Raw genomic sequence first — 16,273 nt, forward strand, 5'->3', positions numbered from 1 at the left:
TGGATACTATGCTTAATGCTTGTATATCTGAACAGTAATAAAATCAAACTAGTATTTTGCCTCCTTCCTATAATATATACTGTCCTAAAACAAGTGCTCTTTTCTAAATACCTCTAATTATTGAGAATTGGATTGTGAGATACCGATCATTGTATAAGAGCTTTAAAATTATTCCAAAGAATTGTTTGCATTGCTATATAATCTTGATTCAAAACAATTGCTAACTCTTTGACGATATTATTAATGTTTATAGGAGTAAAAGGTTTATCATTATACTTTACAAATGGAGCGTCAGTTTCCAATAGTAATCTTTCTAAAGGAATCATTTTAATTAATTCTTTGCCAGAATTAGAATTTACCATTGAGTAGTTTATAGAAAAGTAATACCCATTTTCAATAGCTTGTTCAAGTATTGTTTTATTACCTGAATACCAATGCAAAATTATTTTACCATTAAAATTTCCACCAATAATAGATACGACTTCTTTAGAACTCATTCTTGAATGAATAGTCAATATCTTATTCCCTATAATATTACAGCGATCAATGAGTTCTGTAAAAAAAGAAATTTGCAAATCTTTAGACCCCTTACTAGTTTTAAAATCCAAACCTACCTCACCTATATATTTTGCCTCATTAAGTAATGTCCACATTTGAGGAATATGATGCTCATATTGAGATAACAATTCAGGATGAAAGCCCAATGCAGGTCTAATATACTTACTTGATAAACTGTTCTTTAGTTTAGTATATAGAATAGGTAAGTTAGTAACTGCTATTGTGTAAATTTCATTTTGATCAATCTCTCTGATAATTTCTTTCGATGATTTGAATAAATCTAAATGAAAATGAGTGTCGTATAAATGATTAGCCATTGTACTTATCTAATAATGTAGTTAGTTCATTCATGCCTCTTCTATACAACTTTTTAAAATTATCTTGATTTGAGGCTATGGGACCAGATTCTTGAATTTTAAAAGAAGTATTAGAATTGGTTGTTTTATAATCAAGGATTCCAATTTTGTAAGAATTTAACTCAGTAACTGCTTTACCAATATTAAAGTCTTTATCTCGATAAACAGAACTATCTGCTCCATAGGCTTTTTCAATTGATGCCCTTCTAATAATACAAGGCAAACAAGTACCACAATGAGATGGTGCATTCTCCCTTTGGTAACGACCTAAATCAGGATGTGAACAAGACATAGTTTTAGTAATATTCCTTTTAATGAAAGCTGGCACTTTACAATTTTGAATCATCTCTCCTTTAGTAAAGAATTGATATGGGTTTACTAATTCAATCTTAATATCCATATTTGTAAGCAATAGTTGTAATAGATTCATATAATATGGGTGAGTTGTTCTAGTACTACTACTACCTAGTCGAGTATTTGTAAGTGGTATATTTAACGAAATCAATCCGTTTTCAGGAATATAAAGTTTTATATCTTTATCAACTGCTGAAGCTAGAATAATAGCATGTGCAAAAAACATAAAGGAGCGGGTTCTTGTTGAATCCTCAATACCTTTTATTGGAGCTGCAAAGAAGTTGAAAAATTGCTTTTCATCTAAGTCAAATTCTTTTGTAAGTTCTGACTTTACATTGTTTTGATATTCAAGTACACCTTTGCCACCACCATAGTGTCCTACGAAGGCAATGTTTTTATTTTCACTCAATAAATCTATTGCACCGATAAAAGAGTCGAGTCCGCCAGATAGCATACAAAAAGCATCAGGAGAATACTTCTTTTTTGTTTTTATAATACCAGCTGATACCTTTTTCTCTTTTTCATTTAATTCTCTTTTTCTAAATTCAAATTGCCATATATCACCACTTAAAAAAGAAATCATTTTTTCAAGTAAAAACTTGTTTTCATTCCATTTATCGAGCTCTAATACAGGCATGTAAATTTTCATTTCTCTGGTCCAAGCATCATAAGTACCACTTCTTAATACTTTACGGTCAGCATAATATACCATTAAAGAAATGTAAAATAAATCGAGAGCCTCATTTGAAAAGAATTTAGGAAATTGAAAAAGCCTTCTATAATATTGATAAAATGTCCAATGGTATGATTTTTTATCTGTTAGGTTGACTTCAAAGACAGATCTATCCACAGAAAAGTCATCACTATTATTCAATTTGCAAACCATATGATTCATAGCATATCCTCCATTACTTTATAGCATTGATTATATAGGCTTTCCACCTCTTTACTTACATTTCCATTAAAATCAATTTGTGAGAAATCATTACCTTTTAGGGTCGTTTCCACTTTAGAATTAATATATTCTTTTAGTTCCTTTTCTTTGCTAATTGCATCTGCTGGAGAAGATGATTTAGTTTCAATTCGACTGCCTAAATCATTAATTATACGCTCATATATGTATGATTCTATTTGAATTGGAATCATATCATTCAATAGCTCTTTATCAATTTTATCTAATGTAGAAATATCTTTGTTTTCATCATCAATTCTTTCGTAAAGAACCTCCATTGTTCTAATTATAGCTTTTCTCGCAACAGAGTCTTCTTTAGTTACAGGTACTGGTGCTAAACGGTTAATTACATCATTCAGAATATCCTTTGCAGCCCTTCCTTCATAATCAATTTTATATTGAGATAATGTTTCTCTAATTCCTTGATTAGAACTATTGATTAAGAACTGTCCGAAACTTGCAGTTGATTTAATACCACTCGAAGCTGATTTTGCTGCTCTTTTCGCACCACCATGAGCTTTTACGTAAGTTGCAACTGCTCTCTTATAGTTGTTTGAAGTTCCTGATGCGTATCGAGACATATTTTTCTTAGCTGTACTCCAGCTAGAATCAATATTATTTGAGTTTTGTTGATTCTCTTGGCCATCATCACCATTATCAGATTCATCATTCCCGTTTTGAGTTTCTTCATTTGATTCTTGTGGATTATCACTTTCCGGTGAATCAGGGAATGAAGTATCTTCAAAATCATCTGGTAATAGAGGATTGCCAGAGGGACCATTGTACATGCTTGAGGTTCCCATATTATAATTATTTTAATTCAATACTAATAGCGTTTTTCAATCTAGGATTATCTTTCTTCCATTTTCCAAGTAGCTCATTTATTTCTGTTGTTTTATTTGCGATAGTAGCAAACTCTTTAATACGCGGAATAAATGAGGCCTTAACAATATTACTCGGTATAGCATTTAAACAGACTACCGTTTCCGTATAGATTTCCTCTCGACTCCCCCCCCAAGAAATAAACGACTTAAACAAATCGGCAGAAATATCTGAGGCAATTTCTATTTCTGAAATAATTGCTTTAAGAACTTGTATTGCCTCAAAATCACTAATCTGTTTAGCTTTCTTAAGAGATTCTCCTCTTGCAGAATCACTACCCGATAATAATCCTTTCAATATGTTTTCGGCTTCAAAGCTTAGTTGTTGAATTTCTGAAGTACTCCTTAATTGAAGACTTTCTCGTGAAAAATAAAAGTATGGTTGCAAATTGATTCCACTCAACTTTGGTTCTATTTTTATCCAATTGATAAACCAATCATCATCTTTCCACAGCTTAAGTTTGTCGACCACATCCCATTCATCATTTTCAATTGATTTTATTTCTCCTGGCAACCCCTTTTCAATTGATTGCATTTCACCTAGCTCTTTGAATACATTATCTTTGAAATATTCAAGCAGCATCAGTTTCGATAAAACTCTCTTATCCAAATCTATCCCTTTTATTCTTGCCATTGTAATTCGCATAGAAAGTGAATTCAAAAAGCGTTTACAATGCCTAGGATTGCCATTCAATCCCTTTGAGAGTACCCCTGATAATTGGTTAGATAAAGCAATTACCTCTTTTAGTTTTTCTTCAATTACAGGGAATTTACCTTCAATTAAGCTAAATGACATTGAAAAGTTTAAGAAATCTTTTTGCCTTTCTTCTTGAATAAATTTCAAAACATCAACATGTTTTTCTTTTAATTCGAACTTTAATAAAAGACACATAATATAAAACTGTACTTCTTTATATCCAAGCTGTGGTATTTTAACAGGATATTGAATTATTTTCTCCAAGTATTCTTTACTTATGTCTATGTGATTTCCTTTTATTTCAGGGAACTTTTTACGAACAGCATACATTACTTGACGCTCATCAGAACCAATTATAAATGAAGTCCCTTTGGCAAAAAGGAATAGACGAATAGCTTCGAAAGTTTCAAGTATTGTATCTGGATTACATCTATCTAATTCGTCAATGAATACAACTAACCTTTTAATCTCTGTTTTCTCGAGTAATTCAGCGAAATCACTATGAAATGATTTCAGGTTCTTTCTTATTTCATCACTTTTAAGAGTTTTTCCAAGAACTCCTTTTATATCTTCTTCGGAAATATCTCCTGCTTTTTCTTTTGCTTTGGATAAAACTGATTGCAAGGTTATATCTGCAATGGTTCCAATACCTCCAGTCAACATAAAATCTAGCCCATATTTAGCCCCCTTGCTAGCGAGTTTAAAAAAATCAATGTTTTTGTATAACCTTTCAATAATATCTTTCGCGTTATTAGCAGTAGTTACCTTTTTGTTTATTTCATCTAATATTGTACCAATTAAAGCTGTTTTTGCATCCTCATATCCTTCAAATAACCAACCATTAAATTTTAAACACAAATAATCCTCGTTGCTTGATAATTCTTTTAAAGTCATCTCTATAAGACTTGATTTACCACTACCCCAATCTCCATAGACTCCAATACTTGAAGGAGATAAATCATCGTTTTCAATGATATCTTTTGTTACACCTATTAAATAATCAAAATCTAATAGATCTATATTGGTTTCACTATCTTTCCACATAAGGTTATTTTTGAATAAAGTCTCTGTCGTTTGCTTTGTATGTTGGCAGAGATAGTTTCACAAAACTCAATTCTCTTAGGTTAAACTCCCATCAGATTATCTTTTTTATTATCAAGGATCTATTCTTAGTAATCATAGGTATGAGAATTTGTATACTATAACATACAGAAGTCAAGTAAAGTTATTAAATATAATCTAAGATTAATACTGTCAAGTCTGTCAACTTTATTATATAGATAAATTATATTTAAAAGAGATCAGTATTTCTATAATGAATACCATATTTTATGGTGATGTTTTTTTTTCATAAGTAGTATACTTTCGTAGTAAACAGCGATCTAGTAAATACAGTAATATTGTATATGAGATAGTTTTTTTATACATTTGTTCACAAATATTAAACGTTCACGTTTCGTGAACACTATAAAATTGTGAACATGGAATTTATTATCCAACAATTAACTCAGAATCTCATTGATAATAATGGGATTCAAGCCTATTGGGAAAGTGGGAGGGACTTGGATGGGATATTATTTCTCAATACTCAAGGACATGAACTAAGTTGTATCATCGAAATAAAACAAGAAATTCGACAGTATCAACTTGAAAGTATTCGATTAAACAATCAGAAATATGAGAACTATATGATTGTGGCTCACAGAATATTTCCGGAAGTAAAGAAGCAGCTGAGAAAACAGAATATTGCCTATCTGGAAGAATCTGGTAATCTATATTTGAGCAGAGGGGAAAAGCTGATTTGGATTGATACCAATAAAGTGAAGCCTGATACAAAATCAACAGGAAACAGAGCTTTTACAAAAACAGGGTTGAAAGTTCTATTTCAATTACTGATAAAAGAAAACTTATTAAACAAGACACATCGTACTATTGCTGAAACCACCAATGTTGCATTAGGTAATATTCCTCAGGTGATAAATGGTTTGAAAGATACCGGTTTTGTTTTAAGACTTAACAAGAGGGAATTAATCTGGGACAATAAAAAAGAGTTGTTGGAGAGATGGATGACTGAATATGAAACTACCTTAAAGCCTATTATCTTTCGAGGAAAATTCAAATTTCGTAAAGATTGGCAAGAAATAGAGTTTGAGGACAATGAAACACTTTGGGGAGGTGAACCAGCAGGTGATATACTAACGCAATATCTGAGACCAGAAAAATTTACGATTTATACTAAAGAAAGCGCTAATAATTTGATACGGAAGTATCATTTAGTTCCAGATAAAAATGGTAACGTAGAGGTATACGATATGTTTTGGGAAAATAAAGAAACGAATAAAACGGTTCCTTACTTATTAGTTTATGCTGATTTGATCAGTCAAGACAATAAACGTTGCCGTGAAACAGCACAAATGATTTTTGATGAATACATCCAACCAAACTTATAAGGAGCTTGCAATACCTTATTTTAAAGAAGTATTTGATATTATTGATGAAGTAATGAGACTTCAAAAGATGCCTTATTACTTGATAGGAGCCAATGCTATGGCTTTAGAGTTGTTAAAAAAAGGAATCCCACCTTGTAGAGGTACCAAGGATATCGATTTTGCTATTATGCTCTCTTCCCTCTCTGATTACGACGATTTAATTAATCTTTTAGAGGAAAGAGGATTTAATAGGGTGAAAGCACCTTGGACCGTTTATTCCGAAAAATTCAATGTTGCAATTGATATTCTTCCTTTTGGTGAAATTGAAGAGCATGATACGCAAGATTTTATTGATCGTAAATCCGATTTACATCTTGTAGGTTTTAAAGAAGTTCTGGCAGCCTCAACTCAAGTATTCATTGAGGATAAAATTGCTCAAATTCCACCATTACCTGGAATGGTAATTCTAAAGCTGGTCGCATGGAGTGATCGCCCTGAAGAAAGGGATAGTGATCTGTATGATATCTTAACGATAATTGAGCATTATTTTGATTTCAATTATGATGAGATCGTAGAGTTTCACAATGATACCTTTCCTGAAGGTGATAATGAATTTGATCAACTAAAAATTTCTGCTAGAATTTTAGGTCGAAAAACAAAGCAATTCCTTCAAAAGTCGGATCCACTTAAGGTAAAAATCATACAATTAATGGATGGGAATTTAATTTCACCCGAATCTTCTGTGATTGCTAGACATTGGACTTATGACCGTGAATGGGACATCGAATACGCCTATCAAATCTTGCAAGAGTTAAAAAGAGGAATTTCAGAATAATATAAAATATTGTCTTTCCAGTAAAGGATCATGTGATATCACAATAGAGTCTTAATAATTCACTTATCTAACACAGGTTTATAGACTATGTGATAATTACTTTTATCGAAGCTTTCTTTTAAGTTTACTCATATCTTTGCTTACTTTTTCATTAACTACTTTTGAATAAATCTGAGTGGTACGAATATTCTTATGACCAAGCATTGAACTGATCGATTCAATGGGGACACCATTGGCAAGAGTAATTGTAGTAGCAAAAGTATGCCTAGCGATATGAAAGGTTAAATTTTTATTAATTGATGCAAGATCCGCTAACTCCTTTAAATAAGCATTTAGTTTTTGGTTGCTAAAACTCGGGAAGATATGATGCTCTGTTTTTTTAGCAGGATGATCGACATATTTCTTAATTAAATCGTGTGCTTGTGGAAGTATAGGGATATTTGATGGTGTTTTTGTTTTTTCGCGTTCCAACAAAATCCATAAATTGCCATCTATTCCAATTCGTATATTTTCCTTGGTAAGGTTTGAAACATCAATATAGGCTAGACCCGTATAGCATGAGAAAACAAAAATGTCTCTGACAACCTCTAATCGAGGAAAGGATAATTTTAGGTTTTCAAGTTTCTGTAATTCATCTTTAGTAAGGTATTCTCTTTTTACCTCTATTAATTTTGTTTGATATTTTGCAAATGGGTCTTTATCCAACCATTCATTTCTAATTGCAAGATTGATAACCTTGCGCATATTTTTCAAATATTTATAGGTGCTGTTATTATTGCATTTTCTAACTGTTTTAAAATAGTGTTCAAAGTCAATGATAAATGAATATTTAAGACGTGTTAATGGGATATCATTTATTTTGTATTGATACTTTAGGAATCTTTTAACATGGTCAAGCGTCGTGATATATCTTTTTACAGTTGCTTCAGCATATGAAATGCCCTGCAATTCTTTTATTTGATTGTTGTGATATTCAAAGACCTGGATTAAGGTTCTTTTGTTTTCCTCAATACCCAAAAAGCGAGCTTTTAACTTCTTTGCAGAGATTAGATCACCATTTTTAACCATCTCTGTGTGGTGGTCATAAATGCTATTTTTTAAGACATCCAAAAATTTATTGAGTTGTCCAGCACCTTTCTTCTTAGTTATAGCTTTACTGAGCTTGCTATCCCAGTCTTGAGGATTAATAGATCTACCTGTAGAGATTTCAACACGTTCATTGTCTATAGAGAAACGGATGTAAATAGGGGCTTCTCCGAGCTTATTAGATCTGTTTTTTCGAATGAGAAAACTAATGTTTAGTGTTGAAAATGTATTCATACTATGATATTATTATTAGATCATTCAGGGCAGTTTTTAGTAGGATTTGTAGGATTAAAGTGGTGATGTTTAGTAAATCTAATGAAAATTCAGCAGTTTTGAAAATATATTTTCAATCCTAATTTTATTTAAGCTGTTTTGATTCAGTTTGTTATGATGAGATTGGTGAACAAAGTGGATTCTGAAATTTGTTCACCGTAGAGTACACCTTCCTATTGACTTTATATGTAATAGAATGAAATGGCTGAAAATAGAAAAGACTGTAAATCAGTGGATTTACAGTCTTTTGGATTAGGATGATTCCTAAATTGCGGAGAGAGAGGGATTCGAACCCCCGGTACGTTGCCGCACAATAGTTTTCAAGACTACCGCATTCGACCACTCTGCCATCTCTCCAATATACTTTGAGCTCTAATTGCTCTGCTATCTCTTGTGATAACGGGTGCAAATGTAGAATAAAAAATACTTGCAGCCAAACATTATTTTACTTCAGAGAGTAATTTATTTGAAATAGCTTGATCTTCAATTCAATTATTTTTAATTACCCATGAATATCCAACTCATTCATCATGTAAAGTGAGTGTTCAATCGTCTTAAAAATCTCCGGGCAGTATTCATTTACGGCTTTTGGACTGCCAGGCATGGTATAAATTAGAGATTTATTCATAACACCTGCAATGCCGCGACTAACCAATGCATTTGGCTTTTCCATTCCATATTTTACCCGAATCAATTCCATAATTCCGGTTATTTCTTTTGTGATGTGTTTTTTTACTACATCAGGCGTAATGTCATTTGGTCCAATCCCGGTACCACCTGTGGTGAAAACAAGATCGAAGTCCTCTTTTTTTGCTTTTTCCAGTAAATTGGTAAGATCAGATTCTTGATCAGGAATAATGAATTTTTCTATTTGATAATGGCGGTTTTTAGATTTGAAAAACTCTTCAGCCATTTTCTCCAGTAACGGACCACTTTTATCTGCATATTCACCTCGGCTGGCTCTGTCGCTAAGAGTGATTACCATGGTTTTTATTACTCTAGGATGATAGCAAAGAACATCACCGGCTTTTAAATTACCTCCGTTTAAAACTCTGCAAAAAATGCCTTCTTTTGGCATTACACAGTTTCCTATTTCGCGAAAAATACTGCAATTGTCACCGTGACATTTTTTTCCAATTTGAGTCACTTCCAAAATTATGTCACCTATATGGAAACGATCAAGCGGAGCAGTCAGATGAAGTAAAAGTCCTTCGGTGGTGATATTCTCGGCAAATTCTCCAAAATTGATATTGCGTTTGGCTTGTACCGAAAATTTGTCGATACTTTCTTTGGCCAGCAAGCTAACCTGACGGTGCCAATTTCCCGAATGAGCATCATTTACAACACCAAGTGAATTCAATTCTATGGAATCAACAGGCTTTTTGATCACGCCTTTTTTTTCAGATATATTTACAGAGAGTACTGATACTTCTTTTGTGCTCATGTTTATCGTGTTTTATTGCTTCAAATTGGTTTTTGTTTTTTCTATAAGCTCAATTTCGCCTAATACCATTGATTTATCAACAGCTTTGCACATATCGTAAATGGTTAGCAGAGCGATGCTGGCAGCGGTTAACGCTTCCATTTCCACTCCTGTTTGGCCAATGCATTTTACCCGGGTAATTACCTGAACGCCCTTTTCAATAATACTGCACTTTACTTCAGCCTTTGTAATCTGAAGCGTATGACAGAGAGGAATCAAATCACTGGTACGTTTGGCCGCCTGAATACCAGCTATTTCGGCAATAGTTAATACATCGCCTTTTTTAAGGGCATTTTCTTTTATTAATTCGATGGTGCGAGCCTCTAAGTGGATGATACCAGCAGCTTTGGCTTCTCGTATTTGCGGAGCTTTATGTCCGACATCAACCATATTGGCTTTTCCATTCTTATCGATATGACTAAAATCTCCCATAAATTAAATGTTGTTTACTGATAACTGCTCTCTGTTTACTGCTCACTGTTTTAACCTCCAATACCGTAAAAACTGCCGTTTTTATTTTTAGTGCCGGCCTCTGGTTTTTGGTTGATCGATTTATCGATTGCCTCTTTATTGCCTAATTCTTTACTATCGAATTCGCTGGCATTAAACAAGCAGGGTTTTACTTTTCCGTTGGCAGTAAGCCTAATCCTGTTGCATTCCAAACAGTTACCGCCTTTTCCACCTTCAACAACAGAGAATTCTCCAGTGGATAAATCCATCTGTTTAATGAATCGTAATTCCAGATTATTACTCTTGCAAAACTGGCGTAAATTTTCCAGATCATCCAAATCTGCATCGAGCATGCGAACACAGTTTATTTTTACGGGATGCAATCCGGCCTTTTGAGCCGCTTTAATTCCTTTAAAAACATCTTCGATATCACCCAAACGGGTTATTTTCTTATATTTTTCAGGATTAAGTGTATCCAAACTAATGTTTACTCTTTGTAAGCCAGCTTTGGCTAATTGATCAGCAAACTGATCAAGTAATATGCCATTTGTTGTCATTGCAATTTCACCAATACCTGGAATATCAGATAACAACTGCACCAAATCAACAATTCCTTTTCTAACCAAAGGTTCGCCACCGGTAAGTCGTATTTTGGTGATTCCACTTGCAACAGCTTCTTTCACAAAATCGGTAATCTGCTCAAAACTCAATATTTCATCGTGAGCCATTAAATCAATACCCTCTTCGGGCATACAATAAGTACATCGAAGATTGCATCGGTCTGTTACCGAAATTCGCAGGTAATTTATATTTCTGTTATAATTGTCTAACATGAACAAATTCTCCTTCCGTAAATTCATCAACCTCTCTTGGAACTGCCATAATTCCATTGGCTAAAGTAAAAGCATTAATGTGTGCTGAACCATGATAGCTAATGGGTACAACCTGATTGTCAGCATTAAAGCGAACGGGCAAAAATTCAAGTCTGTCAGTTCTTTTTCGCTGGTAATCTGATGCAATTGGCATTCGTACCATAGGTGCGTTGTAATCATGCCCCATAAGTCGGTAAAGTAATGGTTTGCCGAGTAATTCGAATTGTACGAAAGAGGAAACCGGATTTCCTGGTAAACCCAAAACATATTTCTCCTTACAGGTTGCAAATACTGTGTGTTTACCGGGTTTAACCATAAGCGTATGAAACCAGATGTTGAAACCCATTTCTTTTAGAATTTGGGGAATGTAATCGAAGTCACCAACCGAAACACCACCCGAAATAATAAGCACATCATTTTCTTCCAAACATTTTACCATTGCTTCTTTAGTAGCCTCTTTCGAGTCAGAAATAATTCCGAGACTATTGCCACGAATGCCCATTTTTTGCAATTGCGCCTGCAACTGCCACGAGTTTACATTGCGAATTTGAGATATTTCCGGTTTTTGGTCTGGTTCAACCAATTCGCTTCCGGTTGCAATTGTCGCAACTTTTGGCTGCCTGAAAACGAGTGGATTTGCGCATCCTACACTTGCCAAAACAGAAATGTGCTGAGCCTTTAATCGGGTTCCTCTCTTTAGAACGACATCATTTTCTAAAATATCTTCCCCTTTAAGGCAAATATTCGATTTTGTTTTGTCTTTCGTAAAACGAATGTGAGTGTTATCAATTTCTTCCGTGTGTTCAATCATGATTACTGTGTCGGCTCCTTCAGGCACCATCGCTCCGGTCATAATTTTGGAACACTGATTGTTCCCGACAGCTTTGCTTGGAGCAGACCCTGCTGCGATAATCTCCAAAACTTCAAGATTGTTTGCCAAATCAGATTGTTTACAAGCATATCCATCCATAGCCGACTTATTAAATGGCGGAATAGACATGTCTGAAAGAACATCTTCTGCAAGAACCCGATTCAAGCAATCTGCAAGATTGATAGTCTCAGTATCTAACTTTTTAGTGGCGTTTTTTACAGTTTTTAAAGCCTCGTGAAACGTAATCATATTGTTAGTTTTTTATTTTCCATTCATTATTAGTAAAAGAAATGTTATCTGCAGTAAAATTGAAATTCTCACCATTAAATTCAATCCATTTATCTGCTAATTTTCCATAACCAACAGCTCTGGTTTTTATATTTTTATTGTCTTCTTTGTTGATCATTAGAAACAAACCTGGTTCAATCAAATCCCGCATGCCTCCCGATTCACAAATTACAGGAGTTTCTGCCGAAAGTATTTTCTCGAAAAAGGAGAGAACCTCAGGCAAATGATCATCTTTAGCCTGCACGTAATAAACCTTTTTGCTTCCTGCCTGAAACAAGCGATTGCTATCCTTACTGCCTGTTTTACTAGTTTCTTTTGCAATTACAAAATTATCAGTTTCGCTGATAATTTCTAATTCTTTGTTTAATTCATGAAAGTGAGGAGATATTTTAATACAAACCAACTCATTTTCACATTTCAATTTTTCTATCAATCGACATGCAAATAGGGTTTTCCCAACGTTTCTGCCGGTTCCTGCAATTAATAATATGTTCCTTTTACTACTTATCATTTCTTAAATATAAGAAACCTCCAATTCAATTCAGAATCGGAGGCTTATGTTTTTAGTTTCAACAGTATATAAATTGCTAAGGCAAAGCACATTTACTTAACTATCGGGATCACACTAAATCACAAAAACACTCCTTTCCAATTTTAGGGTTTAAGCCCAGCGGGAGGCAAATTCGTTTCCCAATTTACCCATCGGTTTATAATTCGTTCCGTTTTGTTGTGGTTTAGAAATTATAAACTCGGAGATCACTTTATTTCAACGGTAAAGATATAAATATTAATGAATCTACAAATGTGTATGTGTGATGACAAAAAAAATGATGCAAAGCTTCATTATTCTATTAAGAATGGGGTTTCTATAGAAAGCCTGCGGTCTTATAGTATTTAAAATGGAAACGATTGTGTTCTAAATGAAAAGAGAACTGAATTTATTTTGTAATTTATAATTAGTTTGATTAAAAAAAAGAATTCCTTGCTATATTTATAAGCTTATTAAATGAGGCTAATATGGGAAAAGGGAATCATGGACATGCGCATCACGATCATAGTGATTTAAAAGGGCGAAATTTGGGAATTGCAATTCTACTGAATATAGGAATTACAGTTGCTCAGGTTATAGGAGGATTTATGTCGGGCAGCTTGGCTCTTTTGTCTGATGCCATGCATAATTTTAGTGATGTTCTTGCTTTAATCATAAGTTGGTTTGCAAGTAAATTATCGAGTCGTAAACAAACCGCAAAACAAACATTCGGATATAAAAGGGCTGAGATATTAGCCGCTTTGTTTAATTCAATATCTTTAGCTGTAATCGCATTTTTTCTTTTAAAGGAAGCTGTCCAGCGGATTTCAGAACCTCAGGAAATTGAATCAGGATTGGTGATGATTCTGGGAGGATTGTCAATTCTATTGAATTTGCTTAGCATGTTATTGGTAAAGAAGGATGCTAAGGATAATATTAATATGCGATCGGCTTATTTGCATTTGTTATCGGATATGATATCATCGGTTGCAGTGGTATTGGGAGGATTGGCAATGTATCTTTGGGAAATTTCGTGGATCGATAGTGTACTTTCAATACTCATTGCGCTCTATTTGGTTTATTCGAGTTGGGGCTTGGTAAAGGAAAGTATCCGTATCCTTATGCAGTTTGCTCCTGTGCATCTCAATCTGGACAAAATTCTTCTGAAAGTTAAAGAGCTGGAGGAAATTGAAAATATGCATCATGTGCACCTATGGCAACTGGATGATAAACAGATTAATCTTGAAGCTCACATTAGTTTTAGAAACGATATCAATTTGAGTGAAGTAAGTGAGGTGCTGCATAAATTGGAACATATGTTTCAAGACGAATTTGAAATTAATCATGTTACACTTCAGCCGGAAATAAATGGTTTTTGCGAAGATGAGAGTGTTGTAAGTCAGGAAAGAAAACATACGCATTAGCCTATTTTCTTTCCCGATTTAATATCTTAATTGAATGAATTAAGCAAGTCCATTGGGTTTTCGACAAGGATTTTTGCTCCGTTTTCAAGTAATTCTTCCATGTCGCGGAAACCCCATAAAACGCCTGCTGCGTACATTCCCGAGTTTTCTGCTGTCTGCATATCAACGCCCGAATCACCGACATACATCATTTCTTCAGGAGCAATGCGCATTCTTGTACTAATAAGTATTGCTCCTTTAGGATTTGGTTTTCTTGGAATATCACCACCTGCACCAATTACCATTTCGAGTGTCCAGTCAGCGAGTAAAACATTCACTACTTTCTGAGTTAACTCATTGGCTTTGTTCGAGAATATGCCAATTTTAATATCTCTTTTCTGCAGTTCGGTAAGAAGTTCTGCAATACCGGGATACAAACAAGTTTTAGTAATGCAGTTTTCATCATAAACAATCATCATCCTGTTAAAGCAGGCTTCTAATATAGATTCATCATTTACAGAATCGGGCAGGGCATTTTCAACCAGAGCTTTCAGTCCGCGGCCAACAAATGTTTTGTACGTATCATAGTCATGTGTTGGAAATCCTTTTTCTGCTAAAACAACATTCATTGAATCGGCAATGTCTTCAATTGAATTGGCCAGTGTGCCATCAAGGTCAAAAACTACTCCTTTTATCATTACAATCTGTATTAAGTTTAAGAAGTACAAATATTGTAAACTCAGGTTAAGTATGCAAAGGGAATCTAATAAAAATTGAGCATAAAAAAAGCAGTTAATTAGAATTCCAATTAACTACTTAAGCTCTAAAGTTTTATTTATCTAATGATGGTTCTTAATTCAGCATTGTAATCATTGGTAATATCCATCCATTCATTGAACATGTTTTGCCATGATCCTTCTCCGTATAGTTTTTCAAACTCTTTTTTAAATCCACTATCCGAAGACCAATCGGCATAGCTTTTAAAATCCCATATCATTCCAACATCCGCACTTTCGCTTGTATGTAATGGGTTGTTGAAAATTAGAAATGCAAATCCTAATTTCTCCGATGTTTTCATTAATTTTTCAGCAAGTGCTTCAAAACGGTAATACTGTCCTCTTTTCAGATCGATTGCCCAGGCTTCATAATACTTGGCATTCATTAAAATTTCTTTTCCAAAAGATAATTTCGGGTTGTAATTCCAAAGATTGATTGGACCATATTTTTGAACCAGAGGTTCTACTGTTTTATCCCAATCGTCCTCATGACCATTTTCTTTTGCCGGGCGGGTATCCAGAGCAGCATATGTTGTGGGACCCATAATCCAAACATACCAGCCGGCTTTATCACCGTATTCAACTTTTCGTAAACCTGCCACATAATCACCTTTTGGATGAAATTTTTCATTGTGAGCTTTAATTGCTTTTTCGAACTCATCAGCCATTCCTTTTTTTGGCAGAATGTAAACACTTTCAACAACTGTTTTCTCTGCTTTCTCATTGGTTTGTGCTGTAACAGCAAAACTGAAACATAAAGCAATTGCTAAACCAATTATTCTCTTTCTCATGATAATATTGTTTTGGTGAATAAAGACTTAATTTACAATTTTATTTAGAATAATTCTAATTAAAATTTATTAAACATCTAATATTGAGGGTGTAATGGGTATTTTGTTTTTAGTTCTAATTGAGGAGGAATCACAATGAAAATTGTTGGAATTGTATTTCTGCAAAAGCAAAAAAAGGAAGAATAATATCGTTTGCATTGGGTTGCAGCATTATTATTGGGCAATAAAATTTGAAAGAATCCTTTTGAAATGATACAGATAAGAAAAAAAAAAGCATATATTTGAAACTCTTAAAGATGAGGAATAGCTTTTTTGAAACAGATAAATAACATAGCGATTGAAATGAACATGTTGGGAACCAGCATGGGAATGTCTATGTCTGAAACTTC

15 protein-coding genes, 1 tRNA gene and 1 riboswitch are annotated in these 16,273 nt (G+C 33.8%); of the genes, 3 read left to right on the forward strand and 13 right to left on the reverse strand.

Annotated features, from left to right (window positions below; genetic code table 11):
- Positions 1 to 146: 146 nt before the first annotated feature.
- Genes qatD through BZG01_RS17875 form a run of 4 tightly spaced genes read right to left on the reverse strand, consistent with a single transcriptional unit; the run spans position 147 to position 4,842 of the window.
- Entirely contained in the window at positions 147 to 875 is a 729-nt protein-coding gene (gene qatD, locus BZG01_RS17860; protein ID WP_101311208.1) for a Qat anti-phage system TatD family nuclease QatD, read from the reverse strand.
- Complete coding sequence (qatC, locus tag BZG01_RS17865; protein ID WP_218973157.1) at positions 868 to 2,142, reverse strand: Qat anti-phage system QueC-like protein QatC; 1,275 nt, start codon at positions 2,140 to 2,142, stop codon at positions 868 to 870. The genes qatD and qatC overlap by 8 nt, the downstream gene beginning before the upstream one ends.
- 17 nt (positions 2,143 to 2,159) lie before the next feature.
- The gene (gene qatB, locus BZG01_RS17870; protein ID WP_101311210.1) at positions 2,160 to 3,023 is read right to left on the reverse strand and encodes a Qat anti-phage system associated protein QatB; all 864 of its coding nucleotides are present in this window, start codon (positions 3,021 to 3,023) and stop codon (positions 2,160 to 2,162) included.
- A gap of 7 nt (positions 3,024 to 3,030) precedes the next feature.
- On the reverse strand, positions 3,031 to 4,842 hold the full coding sequence (locus tag BZG01_RS17875; RefSeq protein WP_101311211.1) for a KAP family P-loop NTPase fold protein: 1,812 nt from the start codon (positions 4,840 to 4,842) through the stop codon (positions 3,031 to 3,033).
- A 437-nt stretch (positions 4,843 to 5,279) separates the two neighbouring features.
- On the opposite strand from BZG01_RS17875, the gene BZG01_RS17880 reads away from it, so the two are divergent.
- Together BZG01_RS17880 and BZG01_RS17885 are read left to right on the forward strand one after the other, a co-directional pair.
- Positions 5,280 to 6,248 (forward strand): type IV toxin-antitoxin system AbiEi family antitoxin, encoded by a 969-nt coding sequence (locus BZG01_RS17880; protein WP_101311212.1) that lies wholly within the window; start codon positions 5,280 to 5,282, stop codon positions 6,246 to 6,248.
- Positions 6,223 to 7,062 carry a hypothetical protein gene (locus BZG01_RS17885; protein WP_101311213.1) on the forward strand — a complete coding sequence of 280 codons (840 nt, stop codon included), beginning with the start codon at positions 6,223 to 6,225 and terminating at the stop codon, positions 7,060 to 7,062. The genes BZG01_RS17880 and BZG01_RS17885 overlap by 26 nt, the downstream gene beginning before the upstream one ends.
- Positions 7,063 to 7,164: 102 nt before the next feature.
- Here BZG01_RS17885 and BZG01_RS17890 read toward each other — a convergent pair whose 3' ends face one another.
- From BZG01_RS17890 to BZG01_RS17920, 7 genes are all read right to left on the reverse strand, one after another.
- Entirely contained in the window at positions 7,165 to 8,382 is a 1,218-nt protein-coding gene (locus BZG01_RS17890; RefSeq protein WP_101311214.1) for a site-specific integrase, read from the reverse strand.
- 311 nt (positions 8,383 to 8,693) lie between these two features.
- A tRNA-Ser gene (locus BZG01_RS17895) sits at positions 8,694 to 8,778 on the reverse strand.
- Between the two features lie 145 nt (positions 8,779 to 8,923).
- The gene (locus BZG01_RS17900; protein WP_101311215.1) at positions 8,924 to 9,865 is read right to left on the reverse strand and encodes an MOSC domain-containing protein; all 942 of its coding nucleotides are present in this window, start codon (positions 9,863 to 9,865) and stop codon (positions 8,924 to 8,926) included.
- A gap of 12 nt (positions 9,866 to 9,877) precedes the next feature.
- Positions 9,878 to 10,336 (reverse strand): cyclic pyranopterin monophosphate synthase MoaC, encoded by a 459-nt coding sequence (moaC, locus tag BZG01_RS17905; RefSeq protein WP_101311216.1) that lies wholly within the window; start codon positions 10,334 to 10,336, stop codon positions 9,878 to 9,880.
- 50 nt (positions 10,337 to 10,386) lie between these two features.
- Complete coding sequence (locus tag BZG01_RS17910) at positions 10,387 to 11,214, reverse strand: GTP 3',8-cyclase MoaA (protein ID WP_218973158.1); 828 nt, start codon at positions 11,212 to 11,214, stop codon at positions 10,387 to 10,389.
- Positions 11,171 to 12,346, reverse strand: a complete 1,176-nt coding sequence (locus BZG01_RS17915) for a molybdopterin molybdotransferase MoeA (RefSeq protein ID WP_101311218.1) — start codon at positions 12,344 to 12,346, stop codon at positions 11,171 to 11,173. Before BZG01_RS17915 ends, BZG01_RS17910 begins: the two co-directional genes overlap by 44 nt.
- A 4-nt stretch (positions 12,347 to 12,350) precedes the next feature.
- Positions 12,351 to 12,896, reverse strand: a complete 546-nt coding sequence (locus BZG01_RS17920; protein WP_101311219.1) for a hypothetical protein — start codon at positions 12,894 to 12,896, stop codon at positions 12,351 to 12,353.
- A gap of 114 nt (positions 12,897 to 13,010) precedes the next feature.
- Positions 13,011 to 13,152: riboswitch (molybdenum cofactor riboswitch) on the reverse strand.
- A 250-nt stretch (positions 13,153 to 13,402) separates the two neighbouring features.
- Here BZG01_RS17920 and BZG01_RS17925 point away from each other — a divergent pair.
- Complete coding sequence (locus BZG01_RS17925; protein WP_101311220.1) at positions 13,403 to 14,338, forward strand: cation diffusion facilitator family transporter; 936 nt, start codon at positions 13,403 to 13,405, stop codon at positions 14,336 to 14,338.
- Between the two features lie 26 nt (positions 14,339 to 14,364).
- Here BZG01_RS17925 and BZG01_RS17930 read toward each other — a convergent pair whose 3' ends face one another.
- Complete coding sequence (locus BZG01_RS17930; protein WP_101311221.1) at positions 14,365 to 15,015, reverse strand: HAD family hydrolase; 651 nt, start codon at positions 15,013 to 15,015, stop codon at positions 14,365 to 14,367.
- A gap of 137 nt (positions 15,016 to 15,152) precedes the next feature.
- Positions 15,153 to 15,884 carry a hypothetical protein gene (locus BZG01_RS17935; protein WP_101311222.1) on the reverse strand — a complete coding sequence of 244 codons (732 nt, stop codon included), beginning with the start codon at positions 15,882 to 15,884 and terminating at the stop codon, positions 15,153 to 15,155.
- Between the last annotated feature and the right edge of the window lie 389 nt (positions 15,885 to 16,273).

The sequence above is a fragment of the Labilibaculum manganireducens genome, from assembly GCF_002843385.1.
Lineage (GTDB): Bacteria > Bacteroidota > Bacteroidia > Bacteroidales > Marinifilaceae > Labilibaculum > Labilibaculum manganireducens.

Excerpts from the sequence above, each read along its gene's own strand:
- BZG01_RS17875 (WP_101311211.1), bottom strand. The coding sequence starts at position 4,842 with ATGTGGAAAGATAGTGAAACCAATATAGATCTATTAGATTTTGATTAT.
- BZG01_RS17935 (WP_101311222.1), bottom strand. The coding sequence starts at position 15,884 with ATGAGAAAGAGAATAATTGGTTTAGCAATTGCTTTATGTTTCAGTTTT.
- BZG01_RS17915 (WP_101311218.1), bottom strand. The coding sequence starts at position 12,346 with ATGATTACGTTTCACGAGGCTTTAAAAACTGTAAAAAACGCCACTAAA.
- BZG01_RS17925 (WP_101311220.1), top strand. The coding sequence starts at position 13,403 with ATGGGAAAAGGGAATCATGGACATGCGCATCACGATCATAGTGATTTA.
- BZG01_RS17920 (WP_101311219.1), bottom strand. The coding sequence starts at position 12,896 with ATGATAAGTAGTAAAAGGAACATATTATTAATTGCAGGAACCGGCAGA.
- BZG01_RS17880 (WP_101311212.1), top strand. The coding sequence starts at position 5,280 with ATGGAATTTATTATCCAACAATTAACTCAGAATCTCATTGATAATAAT.
- BZG01_RS17885 (WP_101311213.1), top strand. The coding sequence starts at position 6,223 with ATGAATACATCCAACCAAACTTATAAGGAGCTTGCAATACCTTATTTT.
- BZG01_RS17930 (WP_101311221.1), bottom strand. The coding sequence starts at position 15,015 with ATGATAAAAGGAGTAGTTTTTGACCTTGATGGCACACTGGCCAATTCA.
- BZG01_RS17910 (WP_218973158.1), bottom strand. The coding sequence starts at position 11,214 with ATGAATTTACGGAAGGAGAATTTGTTCATGTTAGACAATTATAACAGA.
- BZG01_RS17890 (WP_101311214.1), bottom strand. The coding sequence starts at position 8,382 with ATGAATACATTTTCAACACTAAACATTAGTTTTCTCATTCGAAAAAAC.
- moaC (WP_101311216.1), bottom strand. The coding sequence starts at position 10,336 with ATGGGAGATTTTAGTCATATCGATAAGAATGGAAAAGCCAATATGGTT.
- BZG01_RS17900 (WP_101311215.1), bottom strand. The coding sequence starts at position 9,865 with ATGAGCACAAAAGAAGTATCAGTACTCTCTGTAAATATATCTGAAAAA.
- qatD (WP_101311208.1), bottom strand. The coding sequence starts at position 875 with ATGGCTAATCATTTATACGACACTCATTTTCATTTAGATTTATTCAAA.
- qatB (WP_101311210.1), bottom strand. The coding sequence starts at position 3,023 with ATGGGAACCTCAAGCATGTACAATGGTCCCTCTGGCAATCCTCTATTA.